This window comes from Streptomyces sp. NPDC079141 (assembly GCF_040686775.1).
Classification (GTDB): domain Bacteria; phylum Actinomycetota; class Actinomycetes; order Streptomycetales; family Streptomycetaceae; genus Streptomyces.
In genome coordinates this window covers 12049-27808 of sequence record NZ_JBFBLP010000002.1, presented here as the reverse complement: position 1 = coordinate 27808, position 15760 = coordinate 12049, and the positions used below count along the sequence as shown (strand labels likewise).

The following is a 15760-nucleotide window of genomic DNA, read 5'->3' as shown; positions in this document are numbered from 1 at the left end:
TCTTTCGCTTGGGCCGATCCGGCGCCATGATTGTGCGATTCCTGGGACACCCCGTCTCGGTTGTGTGACCATCGAAGGTTGAGTTCATAGTGGTCATAACGTCACGACGACCAAGACGTCATACGCTCGCCGGTGAGCTGCTGAGATGGCAGCTCGCCATCGTCGTGATCGTGCTGGCCGCCGTCGCCGCGGTGTCGCTGGCCCAGTCCAAGGCGACGTTCGACCGGGTCGAGGGGCGCCGGGTGACCGCGCTCGCCGAGGAGATGGCCGGAAACCCGCTCGTGCGCACCCAGCTGGTCCGGCCGGCTCCGGCGGAGATGCTCGCGCCGCTGCTCCAGTCCACGCTGAACAGGTCCGGCGTCACCTCCGCCACGGTCGCCGACGCGGGCGGCCGGATCGTCGCCTCCACCAACCCCACGCTCCTCGGGACGCGGCTGCCGGTCTCCGGCGAGGGCACCACCGAGGGCCGCGGCTGGTCCGGGGAGCTGCCGGTGAACGGCGTCACCCACCTGGTGGCGCAGGCGCCGGTGCTCGGCGCGGAGGACAAGAACGCCGGGGACCTGCTCGGCACCGTGATGATCGGGCGGGCCTCACCGTCGGCCTGGCAGCGGCTGGTGGGAGCCTCGTCCTATCTGCTCGTCTACCTCGGCGTCGCCAGCGTCCTCGGGGTGGCCGGCTCCTGGCTGCTGGCCCGGCGGATCAAACGGCAGACCTTCGGCATGGAGCCGCGCGAGATCGCCGGGCTCGCCGAACACCGCGAGGCGATGCTCTTCGGGATCGCCGAGGGCGTGGTGGCCCTCGACCCGCATCAGCGGCTCACCCTGGTCAACGCCGTCGGCCGCAGCCTGCTGGACCTGCCCGAGAACTGCGTCGGGATGAGCCTGGCCGATCTCGGGATCGAGGGGCGGCTGTACGACGTCCTGGCCGGGACCGCGCGGGAGGGCGAGCCCGGTGCCGAGCGGCGTGACGAGGTGGTCCTGCGCCGGGGCCGCGTCCTGGTGATGAACCGGATGGACGTCACCAAGGACGGCCGCCGCCTCGGCTCGGTGACAACCCTGCGCGACCGCACCGAACTCGCCCAGATGGAGCGGGAGTTGGGGTCCTTCCGCAGCACCACCGAGCTGCTCCGCGCCCAGGCCCACGAGTTCTCCAACCAGCTGCACACCATCTCCGGGCTCATCCAGATCGGCGAGCACGACGAGGTCGTGAAGTACGTCCGCGCCCTGCGCAGACACCGCGAGTCGCTCGACCTGACCCTCACCAGCCGGGTCCGCGACCGGGCCGTCGCCGCGCTGCTCATGGCCAAGTCGGCGCTCGCCGCGGAACGCAAGGTGCGGCTGCGGATCTCCGAGCGCACGGCGCTGGAGCAACTGGAGCCGACCGACTCGGCGGACGTGGCGACCGTGCTCGGCAATCTCGTGGACAACGCGGTCGACGCGGCCGCGGCGGGCGACGACGACCACGCCTGGGTGGAGGTGGAACTGCGCCAGGACGCCTCCAGCGTGGAGATCGTCGTACGGGACTCGGGGCCGGGCGTGGCGCCCGAGCTCGCGCAGGAGGTGTTCCTGCACGGGTTCACGACCAAGGCCGCGCAGGGCGGCGACCGGGGGATCGGCCTGGCGCTCACGCGCCTGGTGTGCAAGCGCCGGGGCGGTGAGGTGTCGGTGGCCAACACGCAGGCGGGCGCCATGTTCACCGCCCGGATGTCCGTGGGGCAGCTCACCGATCGGGAGACGGAGGAAGTCCGGTGATCGACGTACTGGTTGTCGAGGACGACTTCATGGTGGCGCGGATCCACCGCGGATTCGTCGACGGCGTCGAGGGTTTTCGCGTGGTCGGATCGGCGGACTGCGGGGAGAAGGCGCTCGCCGCCGCCGCCGAGTTGCAGCCCGATCTGATTCTGCTCGACCTCTATCTGCCCGACATGTTCGGTCTGGACGTCATCCGCGGGCTGCGGGCGGCCGCCCATGACTGCGATGTGCTGGTGATCAGTGCCGCCCGCGAGGCGGACGCGGTCCGGGCCGCCGTCCGCCAGGGTGTGGTCGACTACCTTCTCAAGCCCTTCGACGCCGACGACCTCAGGGACCGGCTGGAACGGTACAGCGCCCGGCGCGGCAATCTGCGCACCGCCCTGGTCAGCGGGCAGGCCGATGTGGACCGAGCACTGGGACGGGCGGCGGCGCCGACGGTGACGTCCACTCTGCCGAAGGGCATGAGCGTGGAGACCGCGGAGCTGGTCGAACGTGCACTGCGTGCGACTGACGGCACCCTGTCCGCGGCCGAGTGTGCGACGAAGGTCGGCATCTCGCGCGTCAGCGCGCGCCGTTACCTCGAATACCTCAGTGCCACGGGCCAGGCGGAGGTGTCGCTGCGCTACGGGCAGGCGGGCCGCCCCGAGCGCCGCTACCACTGGCACGCCTGAGCGCTCCGCCGGCTGTGCCGACGTGCGGCTCCGCCGCGGGGCCGCGATGTGCCGTCGATTCCGTGCGGCGCCGTCGTGGCTGGTCGCTCCCCCACGCTCGGCTTCGCTCGCGCGGGAGGGACCCCCACCGCGGCGGAGCCGCATATCGATACAGCCCCGCGCCCTTCAGGGCGCTGCCGAACCGCAGCCGACTTCGCCGACCCGCTCAGGCCGGACCGGACCGTGTCTCCATGGGGCGTTGCTACGCCGACGCCAGTGCTCGTTCGGTCGTGAGCGGGGTCGCCAGGGTCTGGTCGTAGCGGTGCAGGAGGAGGCGGGCCATCGCCGGGTGGGGGCCCAGGGGGGCCGAGGCGATCCAGGGGGCGGCCGCCGCGGCTTCCGTGGCGAAGCGGCCGGGGGCCGTGAAGTAGGAGGCGATCGCCACTCGGGTGCGGCCGCGGGCCGCGAGGGCGCGCAGGGCGTCGGGGACCGTGGGGGCCGCGGTGGTGGCGTAGGCCGGGACCACCGGGACGCCGAGGCGTTCGGAAAGCAGGGCCGCCGTGCGGTTCGTGTCCACCTTCGACTCCGGGTCGCGCGAGCCGGCGGCGGCGAGGACCACCGCACCGGTGCGGCGCGTGGCCTCGTCGGTCCGGCCGCGCCAGCCCGCCTCCACGAGACGGTCGTACAGGGCCTCGACGAGCAGCGGGTGCGGGCCGAGCGCGGCGGACACGCGGGTGCGGGCCGGGGCCGCCGCCGCCATCTCGGGGATGTCCCGCTTCACGTGGTAGCCGCGGCTGAGAAGGAGGGGGACGAGGACCGCCTCCTGCGTGCCGAGGGAGGTGAGGGTGTCGGGGAGCAGGGGCTCGTTGAGCTCGATGTGCCCGAGGCGGACCGGCAGGCCGGGACGGAGTTCGCGGACCTTGTCGAGGAGCGCGCGGACGGTGCTGAGGGCGCGCGGGTCACGGCTGCCGTGGGCCACGACGACGAGCGCGGGCGGAGCGGGGCGGCGCCGGCCGTCGAGCGAGACGAGGCTGAGCTGGCTGGCGAGCTGGCTGCTGATCCGGTTCATGATGTGCGCCGTACTGTCGGGGAAGGTCGTGGACTCGTCGCGTACCTGATTCGACGCCGTCATGGATCGATGGTGGTGGCCGGAGGTTGCCGCGGCGTTGCGCGGGCGTCACGGGTCTTTTCCGCGGGTTCACCGCGGGGACCCAGGGCTGTGTGAGGTGGTTTGACCTGGGGTTTCGGCTCTTCCAGTGATACTGGTCACGCAACCGGGGCGGGGGCCTCGGCGTCCTCCTGTGCGCAACCGACGTCTGCGAAGGGGCGCCCATGGACATCCGCCGACCCCGTCTGCCGCGCACCCGTACCGGGCAGCGGCGGCTGGTGCAGGCGCTGATGGCGGCCTGTGTGCTGGCGCTGCTTCCGGCGACGTGGATGTACGTCTCCACGGGCGACCGGCTGCGCACCGTCGCCGACGCGCCCCGCACGGACGTGGCCGTGGTCTTCGGCGCGGGACTGTGGGACGGCGAGCCGTCTCCGTATCTCGCGCACCGGCTGGACGCGGCGGCGGAGTTGTACCGGGCGGGCCGGGTGGAGGTCGTCCTGGTCACCGGTGACAACAGCCGCGAGGACTACGACGAGCCGGACGCGATGCGTACCTACCTGACCCGGCACGGGGTTCCCGACGCGCGGATCGTCAGCGACTACGCGGGCTTCGACACCTGGGACTCCTGCGTCCGCGCGAAGAAGATCTTCGGCGTCGACGAGGCCGTACTGATCAGCCAGGACTTCCACATCCGCCGGGCGATCGCCCTGTGCCGGGCCGCGGGCGTCGAGTCCTACGGCGTCGGCGTGGCCGCTGCGCACGACGTGACCTGGTACTACGGCGGCACCCGGGAGATCTTCGCGGCGGGCAAGGCGGCGCTGGACGCGGTGTTCCGCCCGGATCCCCGGTTCCTGGGACCGCGGGAACCGGGGATCGGGAGGGCACTGAAGAGCGCCCCGTAGGGGCGCGGGGAACTGCGCGACCAGCCCCCACTGGCCCGCGGACGAAGGCTCAGCGCCCCCTGAACCGCGGCGGGCGTTTCTCCAGGAACGCGGTCATGCCCTCCTTCTGGTCCTGCGTCGCGAACAGCGCGTGGAACACCCGCCGTTCGAAGCGGACGCCGTCCCGCAGGCCGGTCTCCAGGGCCTGGTCGACGCACTCGCGTGCCGCCCTGACCGCCGTACGGCTGTACGAGGCAATCGTCGAGGCCGCTTCCAGGGCGACCGGAAGTACCTGGTCGTCGGGGACCACACGGGAGACCAGGCCGCTCGCCTCCGCCTCCCTCGCGTCCATCGTGCGGCCGGTGAGGACCAGGTCCATCGCCTTGGCCCGGCCGACCAGCCGGGTCAGGCGCTGGGTGCCGCCGATGCCCGGGATGACCCCGAGCCTGATCTCCGGCTGGCCGAACACCGCGGACTCCCCCGCGACGACCAGGTCGCACATCATCGCCAGTTCGCAACCGCCGCCCAGCGCATGGCCGTTGACCGCGGCGATCTTCGGGGTGCGCAGGCCGGCGAAGTCCTCCCAGTCGGCGAAGTAGTCCTCAGCCGCCATCTCGACGGCCGACTTGCCCGCCATCTCCTTGATGTCGGCGCCCGCGGCGAAGACCTGCTCGGAGCCGGTGAGGACGAAGCAGCCGACCTCGGGGTCGGTGTCCAACGGGCGCAGGGCGTCGAGGAGTTCGGCCAGCAGCTCGCTGCTGAGCGCGTTGCGGACATGGGGGCGGTGCAGACGGACGGTGACCACACGGTCGTGGCGCTCCAGCTTCAGGTTGTTCATCGAAATCCCCTTCTACGAGTCCCAGATCGCGCCGTACGCGGGAATGCCACGCCGTTCCAGGCCCTGCACGACCTGCCAGGTCAGCTTCTTGTTGGAGATGCAGATCACCGCCTCCGCACCGAAGTCGCGGTACGCCTCGTACGCGAGGCGCACCATGTCGGGCTTGCCGTGCCGGGAGGTGTCCCAGACCAGGGCCTGCGGCTGGACGGCGAGGATCTCGTCGACGAGGGCGTCGCCGTAGGTGGTGCGGGGATCGCGGGTCGCCCAGACCAGGCGGGAGGGGACCTCGGCGGCGAGGAGATGGGGCAGGCAGGGGCCGATGCCGCTGCCGGTCGCCACGTAGATCACCTTCTTGAACAGGACCTCGATGTTGGCGACGCCGGCCGTGGTGATGCCCTTCACCCAGACCCGGGAGGGCAGGTCGTCGATGAAGGAGCCCGTCCAGTCGCCGGCGCGGGAGATGGTGAGGCGGAAGCCGGGCCGGCCGGGGGCGGGGACGTTGGCGAAGGAGTGCCACTCCTTCAGGGGGCTGCGGCTGATGGCCGTGGAGGAGCCGGCGAAGGGGGTCTCGCCGTAGTCGAAGCGGGCCAGCACCACATGCGGGGAGGGGCGTTCGACGCGGACGTCGACCTTGCGCAGCCGCAGCCAGGGCAGGGCGACGCTGAAGGTCGTGACCGCCAGGACGGCGAGCGGCACCGGTCCCGCGGCGGACAGCAGGGTGTGCGTCCAGAAGAGCGCGAGGGCGGTCCAGCCGCCGAAGCGGTGGATCTTCTCGAAGTGGTCGTGGTGGCGGGCGCGGAAGGGCGGCAGGGCGGTGGCGATGATGGCGGCGAGGAGTGCCAGCAGGGACCAGCCCACCGCGGTGGCCGGGCCGTTGTCGCCGGTGACGGTCGCGGCCAGGAACCAGGCCGAACCCGCCAGCGCCCCGCCCACGTGCAGCCCGCCGAAGTGGTAGACCTTGCCGAGCGTCCAGCGGATCTTCAGTGGCCAGTGGGTCGGCGCGGCGGTCGCCAGCCGGAAGAAGAGGTTGATGACGTACTGCTGGCGGACGACGACGGCGAGGGCGAGGTTGGCGAGCGCCGCGTGGCTCATGGTGGCCGCCGAGGGGGTCCAACTCGTCCACAGGAACACGAGGTTGGCCGTGAGCACCAGTGCCGCCAGCCGGTTGTAGTGCATCAGGCGGGGGTGCTTGAGCAGGCGGCGGGCGGCCGAGGTGAGCGGGGGGAGGTCGACGGCCTCCCGGTCGAGGGACGTGGTCATCGGGCCGCCGCCATCCGCAGCAGCGCCTGCTTGTCGATCTTCCCGCGGTCCGTCTCCGGCAATGATGTCAAGGGCATGACACTCTCGGGTACGCAGTAGTACGGCAGGGCGTCCGCCACCGCGCGCCGGGCCCGGTCGGGGTCGACCTCCGCCGGGCAGACGAACGCGACCAGCGTCCGCGCGTCCCGCTTCAGCGTCACCGCCCGCACACAGCCCTCCACCGACTCCAGCACCGAGGAGACGGAGTCGAGCTCGACGCGGAAGCCGCGGACCTTGACCTGGTCGTCGGTGCGGCCGAGATGCTCCAGTTGGCCGTCGGCGGTCCATCTGCCCAGGTCACGGGTGCGGAACATCCGGCGCCCGGCGCCGAGGAAGGGGTCGGGGGCGTATCGCTCGGCGTTCAGGCGATCGCTTCCCAGATAGCCCGCCGAGACACAGTCGCCGCCCGCCCACATCTCGCCGACCTCGCCGATGGGCAGGGGGCGGCGGTCGGCGTCCAGGACGTACACCGTGTTGTTGGGGGTGGGGCGGCCGATGGTCAGCAGGGCCGCTGCCGGGTCGTGGCGGCCCATGGTGTTGACGATGGTCGTCTCGGTCGGGCCGCAGCAGTTGTAGAAGGCGGCCCGGCGGGCCCAGCGGTCCGCGAGCGGACGTGGGCACGGCTCCCCGGCGACGGCGACCGTGTGCACCCGCGGGCAGGTGTCGGGATCGATGCCGGACAGCACGGTCGGGGTGGCGACGAGGACGTCCGCCGTGCGGGCGGCCGCCGCGATGTCCTTGCCGCGGATGACGAGGGTGCCGCCGTGGGCGAGACAGCCGAGGATCTCCCAGGCGGCCATGTCGAAGGCGATGTTCAGCAGCTGGGCGACCCGGTCGCCGGGGCGGATGCCGAGGTCGCCGGGGGCGGTGAGCAGGATGTTGGCGAGGTTGCGGTGGGTGATCCGCACACCGTTGGGGTGGCCGGTGGTGCCGGAGGTGAACAGGACGTAGGCACTGTCGTCGGGGCCGGTCGCGGGCCGCGGGGCGGGGGCGCAGGGCTGGGGCTCGTCCAGGGTGATCAGGAGGTGGCCGGCGGACAGCGGCACGCGGTGGGCGTGCTCGGCGACGGTGAGGACGACCCGGGTGCGGGCGGCGGCGACGACATGGGCGAGCTGGGCCGGGGGCGCGAGGCCGATGTCCTGCGGGACGTAGGCGGCGCCCGCCTTCAGGATGCCGAGCAGGCCGACCAGCATCGGGATGGACCGGCGGACGAAGAGTCCGACGTGGTCGCCGGGCCCCACTCCCTCGCGGGCGAGGCGGGCGGCGAGGGCGTCGGAGTGGCGGTCGAGCTCGCCGTAGGTGAGGTGCGCGCCCTCGTGCTCGGCGGCCACGGCATGGGGTGCGGCGGCGGCCTGCCGCCGGACGGCGTGATGGAGGAGGGGGTCCGGGACACGGACGGTGGGGCCGTATCCGTACTGCCGGAAAAGTCGCTGGTCACGGGGGGTGAGCTGGCGCAAGGGCATGATGGAGGGGACCTCCTGGCTGGTTCGAGTGGCGGTGGCCGGGCCGGACGATCGGCGGGCATGCCGGATGAATCGAATGCCGTGCGGAAGTCGCGCAGCGGCGCCTGGCTGCACGTGGGCTCGACTGTAGCTCCGGCCATTCAATTCTCAACAAGCTGTGACCGGCCAACTACGAGACGGAATGAGCCACTTGTGACGTCTTTCACATCGGAGGCAACTTCCGTCCCGTCCGGCGGCAACACAGGGGTGGGCGGCCCTATGCCTCACGGCGGCCGGACCGCAAAAAGGAGGTCGCCGTCCCGTCCGCGTAACAATCCGCCGACACGGCACGTAACACGGCCGAAGCACGCTTGAGGGCATGCAGAACTCCGCCACGCCCACGCACTGCCCGTACTGCGCCCTGCAGTGCGGGATGAATCTGACGCCCGCCCCCGACGGGACGGTCGAGCTGAGTGAGCGGGCGGACTTCCCGGTGAACCGGGGCGCGCTGTGCGGCAAGGGCCGTACGGCGCCGGCAGTGCTCTCCTCCCGGGTGCGTCTGACCTCCCCGTTGGTGCGCTCCGAGGGCAAGCTCGTGCCCGCCTCCTGGGAGGAGGCGCTGGACCGGATCGCCGAGAACGTCGTCCGTACGCGTACGGAACATGGCCCGGACGCGTACGGAGTCTTCGGCGGCGGCGGTCTGACCAACGAGAAGGCGTACACGCTCGGCAAGTTCGCGCGGGTGGTGCTGGGCACCTCCCAGATCGACTACAACGGCCGCTTCTGCATGTCGTCGGCGGCGGCCGCGGGAATCAAGGCGTTCGGGCTCGACCGCGGGCTGCCGTTCCCGCTGGAGGACATCCCGAAGACGGGCTGCGTGATCCTGGTCGGCTCGAACCTGGCGGAGACGATGCCTCCGTCGCTGCGGTTCTTCAACGAGCTGCGCGAGAACGGCGGCACCCTGATCGTCGTCGACCCGCGCCGCACGAAGACCGCCGAGCAGGCCGATCTGCACCTGGCCCCCCGGCCGGGCACCGACCTGGCCCTCGCGCTCGGGCTGCTGCACCTGATCGTCGCCGAGGGCCGCACCGACGAGGAGTACATCCGCGAGCGGACCACCGGCTGGGAGGACGCGCGCGCGGAGGCGCTGGCGCACTGGCCCGAGTACGTCGAGCGGATCACCGGCGTCGCCGTGCCCGAGCTGCGCGAGGCCGTACGGATGTTCTGCGAGCCGGAGAACGCGATGGTGCTCACCGCGCGCGGCCCCGAGCAGCAGTCCAAGGGCACCGACACCGTCGGCGCCTGGATCAACGTGTGCCTGGCCACCGGCCGCGCGGGCCGCCCGCTGTCCGGCTACGGCTGTCTGACCGGGCAGGGCAACGGACAGGGCGGACGCGAACACGGCCAGAAGGCCGACCAGCTGCCCGGCTACCGCAAGCTGGACGACCCGGCGGCGCGGGCGCATGTGGCGGAGGTGTGGGGCGTGGACCCCGACTCACTGCCCGGCCCGGGCCGCAGCGCCTACGAACTGCTCGACGCCCTCGGTACGGACATAAAGTCGCTGCTGCTCATGGGCTCCAACCCGGTGGTGTCGGCGCCCCGCGCCGCGCACATCGAGGAGCGCATCAAGTCCCTCGACTTCCTCGCCGTCTGCGATGTCGTGCTGTCCGAGACGGCGGCGCTCGCGGACGTCGTCCTGCCCGTCACACAGTGGGCGGAGGAGACGGGGACGACCACCAACCTGGAGGGCCGCGTCCTGCTGCGCCGGCAGGCGATCACCCCGCCCGAGGGCGTCCGCAGCGACCTGGAGGTCATGCACGAGCTCGCCGGCCGCCTCGGTGTGGAGAAGGGCTTCCCGACCGACCCCGAGGAGATCTTCGAGGAGCTGCGCCGGGCCAGCGCGGGCGGTGTCGCCGACTACTCCGGGATCACCTACCGCAGGCTCGCCGAGGAGAACGGCGTGTTCTGGCCGTGCCCGGTGGCCCCGGTCCCGGAGGACGGCGAGGACTCGGCGCTGGACGCACCCGCGGAGGACGACGAGTCGTCCGGCGTCCACCCCGGCACGCCCCGCCTCTTCCTCGACCGGTTCGCCACGCCGGACGGCCGGGCCCGGTTCGTGCCGGTCGCGCACCGCGCCACGGCCGAGGAACCGGACGAGGAGTACCCGGTGCTGCTGACGACCGGCCGGGTGGTGTCCCAGTACCAGTCCGGCGCCCAGACCCGCCGGGTGGACGAGCTCAACGCCGCCGCCCCCGGCCCCTTCGTCGAACTGCACCCGCGCCTGGCGGCCCGGCTCGGCGCGGCCGAGGGCGACCCGGTGGCCGTCGTCTCCCGCCGCGGACGGGCGGTGGCCCCGGCCCGCATCACGACGGCCATCCGCCCCGACACGGTCTTCATGCCCTTCCACTGGCCGGGCGAGGGCCGGGCGAACACCCTGACGAACCCGGCCCTGGACCCGACGTCGCGGATGCCGGAGTTCAAGTCGTGCGCGGTGCGGGTGGAGACGGTGGAGACGGCCGGCGGCGTGCCGTCCAGTCCCCGCTCCCGATGACCCTGCCGCGGGCCCGTAGCCGGGCGGCGACGGGCGGGGCGGCCACGTACACCCAGGCCCGCACCGATGTCCCGTCGTCGGTCCGGGTCACCTCACGCGCCACCCGTTCGTAGAGGTTGCGCGGGTCCCCCGGGGCGTACTCCTCCAACCGGTCCAGTACGGCGAGCAGTTCGGCGTACTCCTCGGGTCGCGCGGTGACCAACTCCCCCCGGACCTCCGGCCCCGGTTCCTCGACGACGTACGGATAGCCGGGACCGTCGTACAGCAGGGCGCCCGCGAGCCGTGCCGGTTCCTCGCGCAGGGTGCGTCCGCGCAGGAAGAGGTCGTGGTTCGGCTCGCCGGGGCGCAGCGTGCCGTAGACGAAGAACGGGAGTCTCACAGAAACGATTCTGTCCCCTCACACATCTCCACGGGACGGCCCTGGCCCCCGACCTGTCATGGCCCCTTAAATCGCAGGCAAGATCACCCCCTTCCCCCACGCGCCTGCCCGAGGAGATCCATGAGCCGTCTCGCCACCGCCGGTGTCGCCGCCACCGCAGCCGGCCTGCTCGCCGCCGCGCTCACCATGCCGACCGCCGGTGCGAGCGACAGTCCGACCCGGGCCACCGCGGTCGACAACGCGGCGGCGGCCCTCCTGGACCAGGCCGCCGCCATGGGCCTGACCTCCGCGCAACGGACGACCGTCCGGGACGTGATCGTCGACGCGGACGGCTCCCAGCATGTGCGCTACGACCGGACCTACCGCCAACTCCCGGTCCTGGGCGGCGACTTCGTCGTCCACCTGGCCGCGGACGGCAGCTACCGCAGCGCCTCCCGCGCGGCGAAGGGCTCCGTCGCGCCCGCGAGCGTGACGCCCTCGCTGTCCGCGCCGAAGGCGGCCGACCTGGCGGTGAACGCGCTGCGCGCGGTCAATCTGGGCGAGGCCCTGAAGAAGGTGACCGCCAAGCCCCGGCTGGTCGTCGACGCCCTGCACGGCGCGCCGAAGCTGGCCTGGCAGACCGACGTGCTGGCGCAGGACTCCCTCGGCAACCCGGTCGCGCGGACCGTGCTGACCGACGCGGCCACAGGCACGCAGATCGACGCGTGGGACGTGCTGGAGTCGGCGACGGGCGACGGGCGTTCGCTGTACAGCGGGACGGTGCCGCTGAACACGACGCTGTCGGGATCGACGTACCAGCTCAAGGACGCGAGCCGCGGGGGCACTTACACGGGTGACGCGGCGAACCAGTCGGACCTGTGTCTGCTGGGGACCATATGCATCAGCCGGGCGCCGTCCACGGTGTTCACCGACGCCGACAACCACTGGGGCACGGGGGCCACCACGGACCGCGCCACGGCCGCGGTGGACGCGCAGTACGGCACCGACGTGACCTGGGACTACTTCAAGAGCGCCCACGGCCGCAACGGCATCGCGGGCGACGGCAAGGGCTCCTACAGCCGGGTGCACTACGGAACCCGGTACAACAACGCCTTCTGGGACGACAGTTGCTTCTGCATGACCTACGGCGACGGTGACGGGACGAACCTCGGCCCGTTGGTGTCGCTCGACGTGGCCGGTCACGAGATGTCCCACGGCGTGACGTCCAAGACGGCGGCGCTGACGTACTCGGGCGAGAGCGGCGGGCTGAACGAGGCCACCTCCGATGTCTTCGGAACACTGGTCGAGTTCCACGCGGCGAACGCCTCGGACCCCGGGGACTACCTCATCGGCGAGAAGATCGTCCGCCCCGGCTTCGGCCGCAGCGCCCTGCGCTACATGGACAAGCCGTCCAGGGACGGCAGTTCGGTGGACTGCTGGAGCGCGACGACCGCCACCCTCGACGTCCACTACTCCTCCGGCGTCGGCAACCACTTCGCGTACCTCCTCGCGGAGGGCAGCGGCGCCAGGACCATCAACGGCGTCGCCCACAACTCCCCCACCTGCAACGGCTCTTCGGTCACCGGCATCGGCCGGGCCAAGCTCGGCGCGATCTGGTACCGGGCGCTGACGGTCTACATGACGTCGTCGACCAACTACGCGGGGGCGCGTACGGCGACCCTGAGCGCGGCCAAGGATCTGTACGGGGCCGGGAGCGCGGAGTATGCGGCGGTGGGGGCGGCCTGGAGTGCCGTGAACGTGAAGTGAGGCGAGGGGCCCGGCCGCGCGGGGTGCGCGGCCGGGCCCCTTGGGTCGGTCACTTCGGCTTCGGCGGCCACTTGTCGTCTTCGGCGTCCGCCTTGGGCTTGTCCGGCCAGCCGTCCCCCTCGCCGGCCAGGCTGGGCTTGTCCGGCCAGCCCGGGGGCCGGCCACCCAGGGCATGGACGGTGGTGTTCTTCCGGCCGACGGCCTTGGCGAGCGGCACGGCCACGGCCGTGAGGACCGCGAGAAGGCCCGCGGCCTTCGCCTTGCCGCTCAGGGCGGATATCTGCTGGGGCATGGTGGGTACCTCGTCAGGGTGCGGAGGACTGCTTCCTCCAGGAGTTTTGCCCGCTTTCTGTCCCGGGCGCATGGTCCCCAGGTCCCGGTGCGGTCCCATCTCCGCCCGGCCGGCCGTCGGCGCCCGTCGGCATCTGGGCCCGCACCACCGTCCCCGCTCCCGTGTTGCGCACGATGAACGTCCCGCCCAGTTCCGCGGCCCGCTCCGCCATCGAATGCAGCCCGACCCCGCCGTCGGGAAGCGGATCGGGGACGCCGCGGCCGTTGTCGCCGATCTCCACGGTGACCGTCTCCCCGGTGAGCGTGACCCGCAGCCGGGCCCGGTCGCCGCGGGAGTGGCGGACCGCGTTGTTCAGGGCCTCCGCGGTGATGCGGTAGACGGCGACCTCCACGGCCGCCGGGAGCCGAGGGAAGGGCTCCGGTTCGAGGTCGACGTCGATGTGCAGCTCGCGCCCGGCCAGGCTCTCGGCGGTCTGGTGCAGCGCCCGGGACAGGCCGGTGCCGTCCAGTGCGGCGGGCGCCAGGCCCGCGGTGATGTGCCGCAGCTCGTCGATGGCGGTGCCGATGCCCTCGGAGATCGTCCGCAGCCGTGCCGTCCGGTCCGGGGCCGCCGCGCGGATCGCGTCGATCTGGAGGCGCAGACCGGACAGCGCCGGGCCCAGGCCGTCGTGCAGGTCGTGGCGCAGCCGTCGCCGTTCCTCCTCGCGCGCCAGCACGATCTGCTCCCGACTTGTCTGGAGGTCCTCGTAGAGCTGGAGGGAGGCGAGGGCGGGGGCGCTGTGGTCGGCGAGGATCCGCACCGCCTCCCGGTCCTGGCGGTCCAGGGCCAGCTCACCGGGCCGGGGCGGCACCCGGAGGTAGCCGATCTCGGCACCCCGGTGGACCAGCGGGAAGACCTCGTCGCCCGCGCCCGGCGCGCCGAGACGGGCCAGCTCGCGGTGGCCCCGGCGGGTGCGGACGTCGAGGCGGGCGGCGGGCAGGCCGAGGGTGTGGACGACGGTGTCGCACAGCACCCGCGGGATGTCGCCGGGGTCGAGGGCGTGGCCCAGGCGGTCGGCGAGGGCCTGGACGGCCTGGTAGGGCTCGGCGCGCTTGCCGTAGTAGCGCCGTTCGACGAGGGCGGCGGCCCAGCGGGCGGTGGGCCGGAGCAGCGCGCCGACGAGCACGGCGACGCAGACCGCCATCAGGGCACGGGGGGTGACGGCACCCGGGGCGAGCAGGGAGAGCACGAGTCCACCGGCCAGGTAGGCCACGAACAGGACGAAGGTCAGCACCAGCGAGGTCATCACCCGGCGACCGGCCCGGTCCAGGGCCCAGGTGCGGTCGCGGACATGGACGTAGCCGAGGGTGATGGGCCAGGCCGTGGCGGCGACCAGGTACGCGGCCTCCACGAGGTCGGCGGGCAGCGGGACGAGGTTGACGAGGCAGAGGAACGCCGCCAGGGGCAGGTAGGGCCCGAGGAGGAAGGCGTAGGCGCGTTCGCCCCTGGGCGTGAACCGCCAGTGGAGGGCCATGACGAGGAGGCTGGTGGCGATGAGGATCGGCGACACCCAGTTGATGACGGGGTACAGCCAGCCCGCTGTGTCCTCGACGCGCGCCCATACGCCCTGGTCGAGCGGGGTGGGCACCTGGTAGAAGGTCTCCCCCGGGTGCGCGAACTCGGCGTACTGCTGAAGCAGGCTGTATGTCATGCCGATGACCGCGGGTCCCACGGTCCAGCGGGTGAGCCGACCCATGGGGAGCCACAGGGGGAGGGTGTAGAGCACGCTGACCCACAGGGCGTAGGCGGCCGTGTCGAGGAGGAAGCTCGCGGTGCGGACGGGGCCGCCGACTCCGGTGATCGCCACCGTCACACCGGTCAGGTGGGCGATCGGCATGGAGAGGCCGGCGGCGAGCAGCAGCCGGCCCAGCGGACGGCCCGGGTCCCGGGACACGAAGACGAGGCCGGTCAGGGAGTACCCGAAGCTGACGAGGATCGTCATCGCGGCGGGGGTGAAGCCGCGGACCTCCTCCAGGTTCGGGTGGTGAAGGTGAACGAGGACGAGCGTCGCCCAGGCGATGCCGGACAGCATCGTCACGACGCAGACGACGTAGGCGGGGATCATGCCCGGCCCCGAGCCGGGCGGACGGGTGGTCCGGCCGTGGTCCGTGCGCATGAGAACCCCCTTTCGTCGGGAGGGTCAGGTGTCGTCCTCGCCCAGGCCCGCGTCCCGGGCCCGGGCGACCGCCTCGGCCCGTGAGGTGACCTGGAGCTTGTCGAAGACGTGGGTGACGTGGTTGCGGACGGTCTTCTCCGAGAGCACCAGCTCGCGCGCGATACGGCGGTTGTCGTAGCCGCGGGCGATGAGGCCGAGGACCTCGACCTCGCGGGTCGTCAGGCTCGGGAAGAGCCGCTCCGCCTCGTACCGGGGACCGGCCGACAGCAGGGTGCCCAGCCGGGCGGCGACCTCCGCGCCGAAGACCGCGCCGCCGGCGGCGACCGTCCGCACGGCGTGCAGGATGTCCTCGGCTCCGGCGCCCTTGACCATGTAGCCGCGGGCGCCGGCCTGGAGGGCGGCGAGGAGGCTGCCGTCGTCGTCGGACATGGTGAGCATGAGGACCGGCAGTCCCGGGTACTGCTCGACGAGCTTGCGGGTCGCCTCGATGCCGGAGGTGTCCGGCAGGGTGAGGTCCATGACGACCACGTCGGGCCGGTGCTGCGCCACGGCGTCGGGCACCTGGTCGGCGGACTCGGCCTCGGCGACGACGACGGCCCCGCCGGAGCTCTCCAGCGCGGACTTGAGTCCGTCGCGGAAGAGAGGGTGATCGTCGACAATGAGCACAC

General features: G+C 72.5%; 13 protein-coding genes. 5 read left to right on the top strand and 8 right to left on the bottom strand.

What is annotated here, in order from left to right:
* The first annotated feature begins 89 nt into the window (after positions 1 to 89).
* Both AB0Q90_RS05275 and AB0Q90_RS05270 read left to right on the top strand, forming a co-directional pair.
* Positions 90 to 1751, top strand: coding sequence for an ATP-binding protein (locus AB0Q90_RS05275; protein ID WP_363159751.1), 1662 nt, complete (start codon positions 90 to 92; stop codon positions 1749 to 1751).
* Positions 1748 to 2422 (top strand): response regulator, encoded by a 675-nt coding sequence (locus tag AB0Q90_RS05270; RefSeq protein ID WP_363159752.1) that lies wholly within the window; start codon positions 1748 to 1750, stop codon positions 2420 to 2422. The genes AB0Q90_RS05275 and AB0Q90_RS05270 overlap by 4 nt, the downstream gene beginning before the upstream one ends.
* Positions 2423 to 2663: 241 nt before the next feature.
* Here AB0Q90_RS05270 and AB0Q90_RS05265 read toward each other — a convergent pair whose 3' ends face one another.
* Positions 2664 to 3533: a sirohydrochlorin chelatase gene (locus AB0Q90_RS05265; protein WP_363159753.1), complete on the bottom strand. Its 870-nt coding sequence runs from the start codon at positions 3531 to 3533 to the stop codon at positions 2664 to 2666.
* Positions 3534 to 3733: 200 nt separating this feature from the next.
* Here AB0Q90_RS05265 and AB0Q90_RS05260 point away from each other — a divergent pair, with 200 nt between their 5' ends.
* Positions 3734 to 4411 carry an ElyC/SanA/YdcF family protein gene (locus tag AB0Q90_RS05260; RefSeq protein ID WP_363159754.1) on the top strand — a complete coding sequence of 226 codons (678 nt, stop codon included), beginning with the start codon at positions 3734 to 3736 and terminating at the stop codon, positions 4409 to 4411.
* 49 nt (positions 4412 to 4460) lie between these two features.
* On the opposite strand, the gene AB0Q90_RS05255 is transcribed toward AB0Q90_RS05260, so the two are convergent.
* Genes AB0Q90_RS05255 through AB0Q90_RS05245 form a run of 3 tightly spaced genes read right to left on the bottom strand, consistent with a single transcriptional unit; the run spans position 4461 to position 7990 of the window.
* Positions 4461 to 5228, bottom strand: coding sequence for an enoyl-CoA hydratase-related protein (locus AB0Q90_RS05255; RefSeq protein ID WP_363159755.1), 768 nt, complete (start codon positions 5226 to 5228; stop codon positions 4461 to 4463).
* Between the two features lie 12 nt (positions 5229 to 5240).
* On the bottom strand, positions 5241 to 6488 hold the full coding sequence (locus AB0Q90_RS05250) for a hypothetical protein (protein ID WP_363159756.1): 1248 nt from the start codon (positions 6486 to 6488) through the stop codon (positions 5241 to 5243).
* Positions 6485 to 7990 carry an amino acid adenylation domain-containing protein gene (locus AB0Q90_RS05245; RefSeq protein WP_363159757.1) on the bottom strand — a complete coding sequence of 502 codons (1506 nt, stop codon included), beginning with the start codon at positions 7988 to 7990 and terminating at the stop codon, positions 6485 to 6487. The genes AB0Q90_RS05250 and AB0Q90_RS05245 overlap by 4 nt, the downstream gene beginning before the upstream one ends.
* Positions 7991 to 8348: 358 nt before the next feature.
* Here AB0Q90_RS05245 and AB0Q90_RS05240 point away from each other — a divergent pair, with 358 nt between their 5' ends.
* On the top strand, positions 8349 to 10520 hold the full coding sequence (locus AB0Q90_RS05240) for a molybdopterin oxidoreductase family protein (RefSeq protein ID WP_363159758.1): 2172 nt from the start codon (positions 8349 to 8351) through the stop codon (positions 10518 to 10520).
* Here the strand turns inward: AB0Q90_RS05240 and AB0Q90_RS05235 are convergent.
* Positions 10447 to 10899, bottom strand: coding sequence for a gamma-glutamylcyclotransferase family protein (locus AB0Q90_RS05235; RefSeq protein WP_363159759.1), 453 nt, complete (start codon positions 10897 to 10899; stop codon positions 10447 to 10449). The two genes, AB0Q90_RS05240 and AB0Q90_RS05235, sit on opposite strands and share 74 nt — an antisense overlap.
* Before the next feature lie 120 nt (positions 10900 to 11019).
* Here AB0Q90_RS05235 and AB0Q90_RS05230 point away from each other — a divergent pair, with 120 nt between their 5' ends.
* A complete protein-coding gene (locus AB0Q90_RS05230; RefSeq protein WP_363159760.1) occupies positions 11020 to 12645 on the top strand; it encodes a M4 family metallopeptidase in 1626 nt (541 codons plus the stop codon).
* Between the two features lie 49 nt (positions 12646 to 12694).
* Here AB0Q90_RS05230 and AB0Q90_RS05225 read toward each other — a convergent pair whose 3' ends face one another.
* The 3 genes from AB0Q90_RS05225 to AB0Q90_RS05215 are packed head-to-tail and all read right to left on the bottom strand — an operon-like array spanning position 12695 to position 15758.
* Positions 12695 to 12937 (bottom strand): hypothetical protein, encoded by a 243-nt coding sequence (locus tag AB0Q90_RS05225; protein WP_363159761.1) that lies wholly within the window; start codon positions 12935 to 12937, stop codon positions 12695 to 12697.
* A gap of 13 nt (positions 12938 to 12950) precedes the next feature.
* A complete protein-coding gene (locus AB0Q90_RS05220; protein ID WP_363159762.1) occupies positions 12951 to 15092 on the bottom strand; it encodes an ATP-binding protein in 2142 nt (713 codons plus the stop codon).
* A 24-nt stretch (positions 15093 to 15116) separates the two neighbouring features.
* Positions 15117 to 15758, bottom strand: coding sequence for a response regulator transcription factor (locus AB0Q90_RS05215; protein WP_363159763.1), 642 nt, complete (start codon positions 15756 to 15758; stop codon positions 15117 to 15119).
* Positions 15759 to 15760: the final 2 nt, after the last annotated feature.

Bases quoted from the DNA above. Each gene is read 5' to 3' on its own strand.
- AB0Q90_RS05265 (WP_363159753.1), bottom strand. From the start codon at position 3,533: ATGACGGCGTCGAATCAGGTACGCGACGAGTCCACGACCTTCCCCGAC.
- AB0Q90_RS05260 (WP_363159754.1), top strand. From the start codon at position 3,734: ATGGACATCCGCCGACCCCGTCTGCCGCGCACCCGTACCGGGCAGCGG.
- AB0Q90_RS05255 (WP_363159755.1), bottom strand. From the start codon at position 5,228: ATGAACAACCTGAAGCTGGAGCGCCACGACCGTGTGGTCACCGTCCGT.
- AB0Q90_RS05250 (WP_363159756.1), bottom strand. From the start codon at position 6,488: ATGACCACGTCCCTCGACCGGGAGGCCGTCGACCTCCCCCCGCTCACC.
- AB0Q90_RS05245 (WP_363159757.1), bottom strand. From the start codon at position 7,990: ATGCCCTTGCGCCAGCTCACCCCCCGTGACCAGCGACTTTTCCGGCAG.
- AB0Q90_RS05240 (WP_363159758.1), top strand. From the start codon at position 8,349: ATGCAGAACTCCGCCACGCCCACGCACTGCCCGTACTGCGCCCTGCAG.
- AB0Q90_RS05230 (WP_363159760.1), top strand. From the start codon at position 11,020: ATGAGCCGTCTCGCCACCGCCGGTGTCGCCGCCACCGCAGCCGGCCTG.
- AB0Q90_RS05225 (WP_363159761.1), bottom strand. From the start codon at position 12,937: ATGCCCCAGCAGATATCCGCCCTGAGCGGCAAGGCGAAGGCCGCGGGC.
- AB0Q90_RS05220 (WP_363159762.1), bottom strand. From the start codon at position 15,092: ATGCGCACGGACCACGGCCGGACCACCCGTCCGCCCGGCTCGGGGCCG.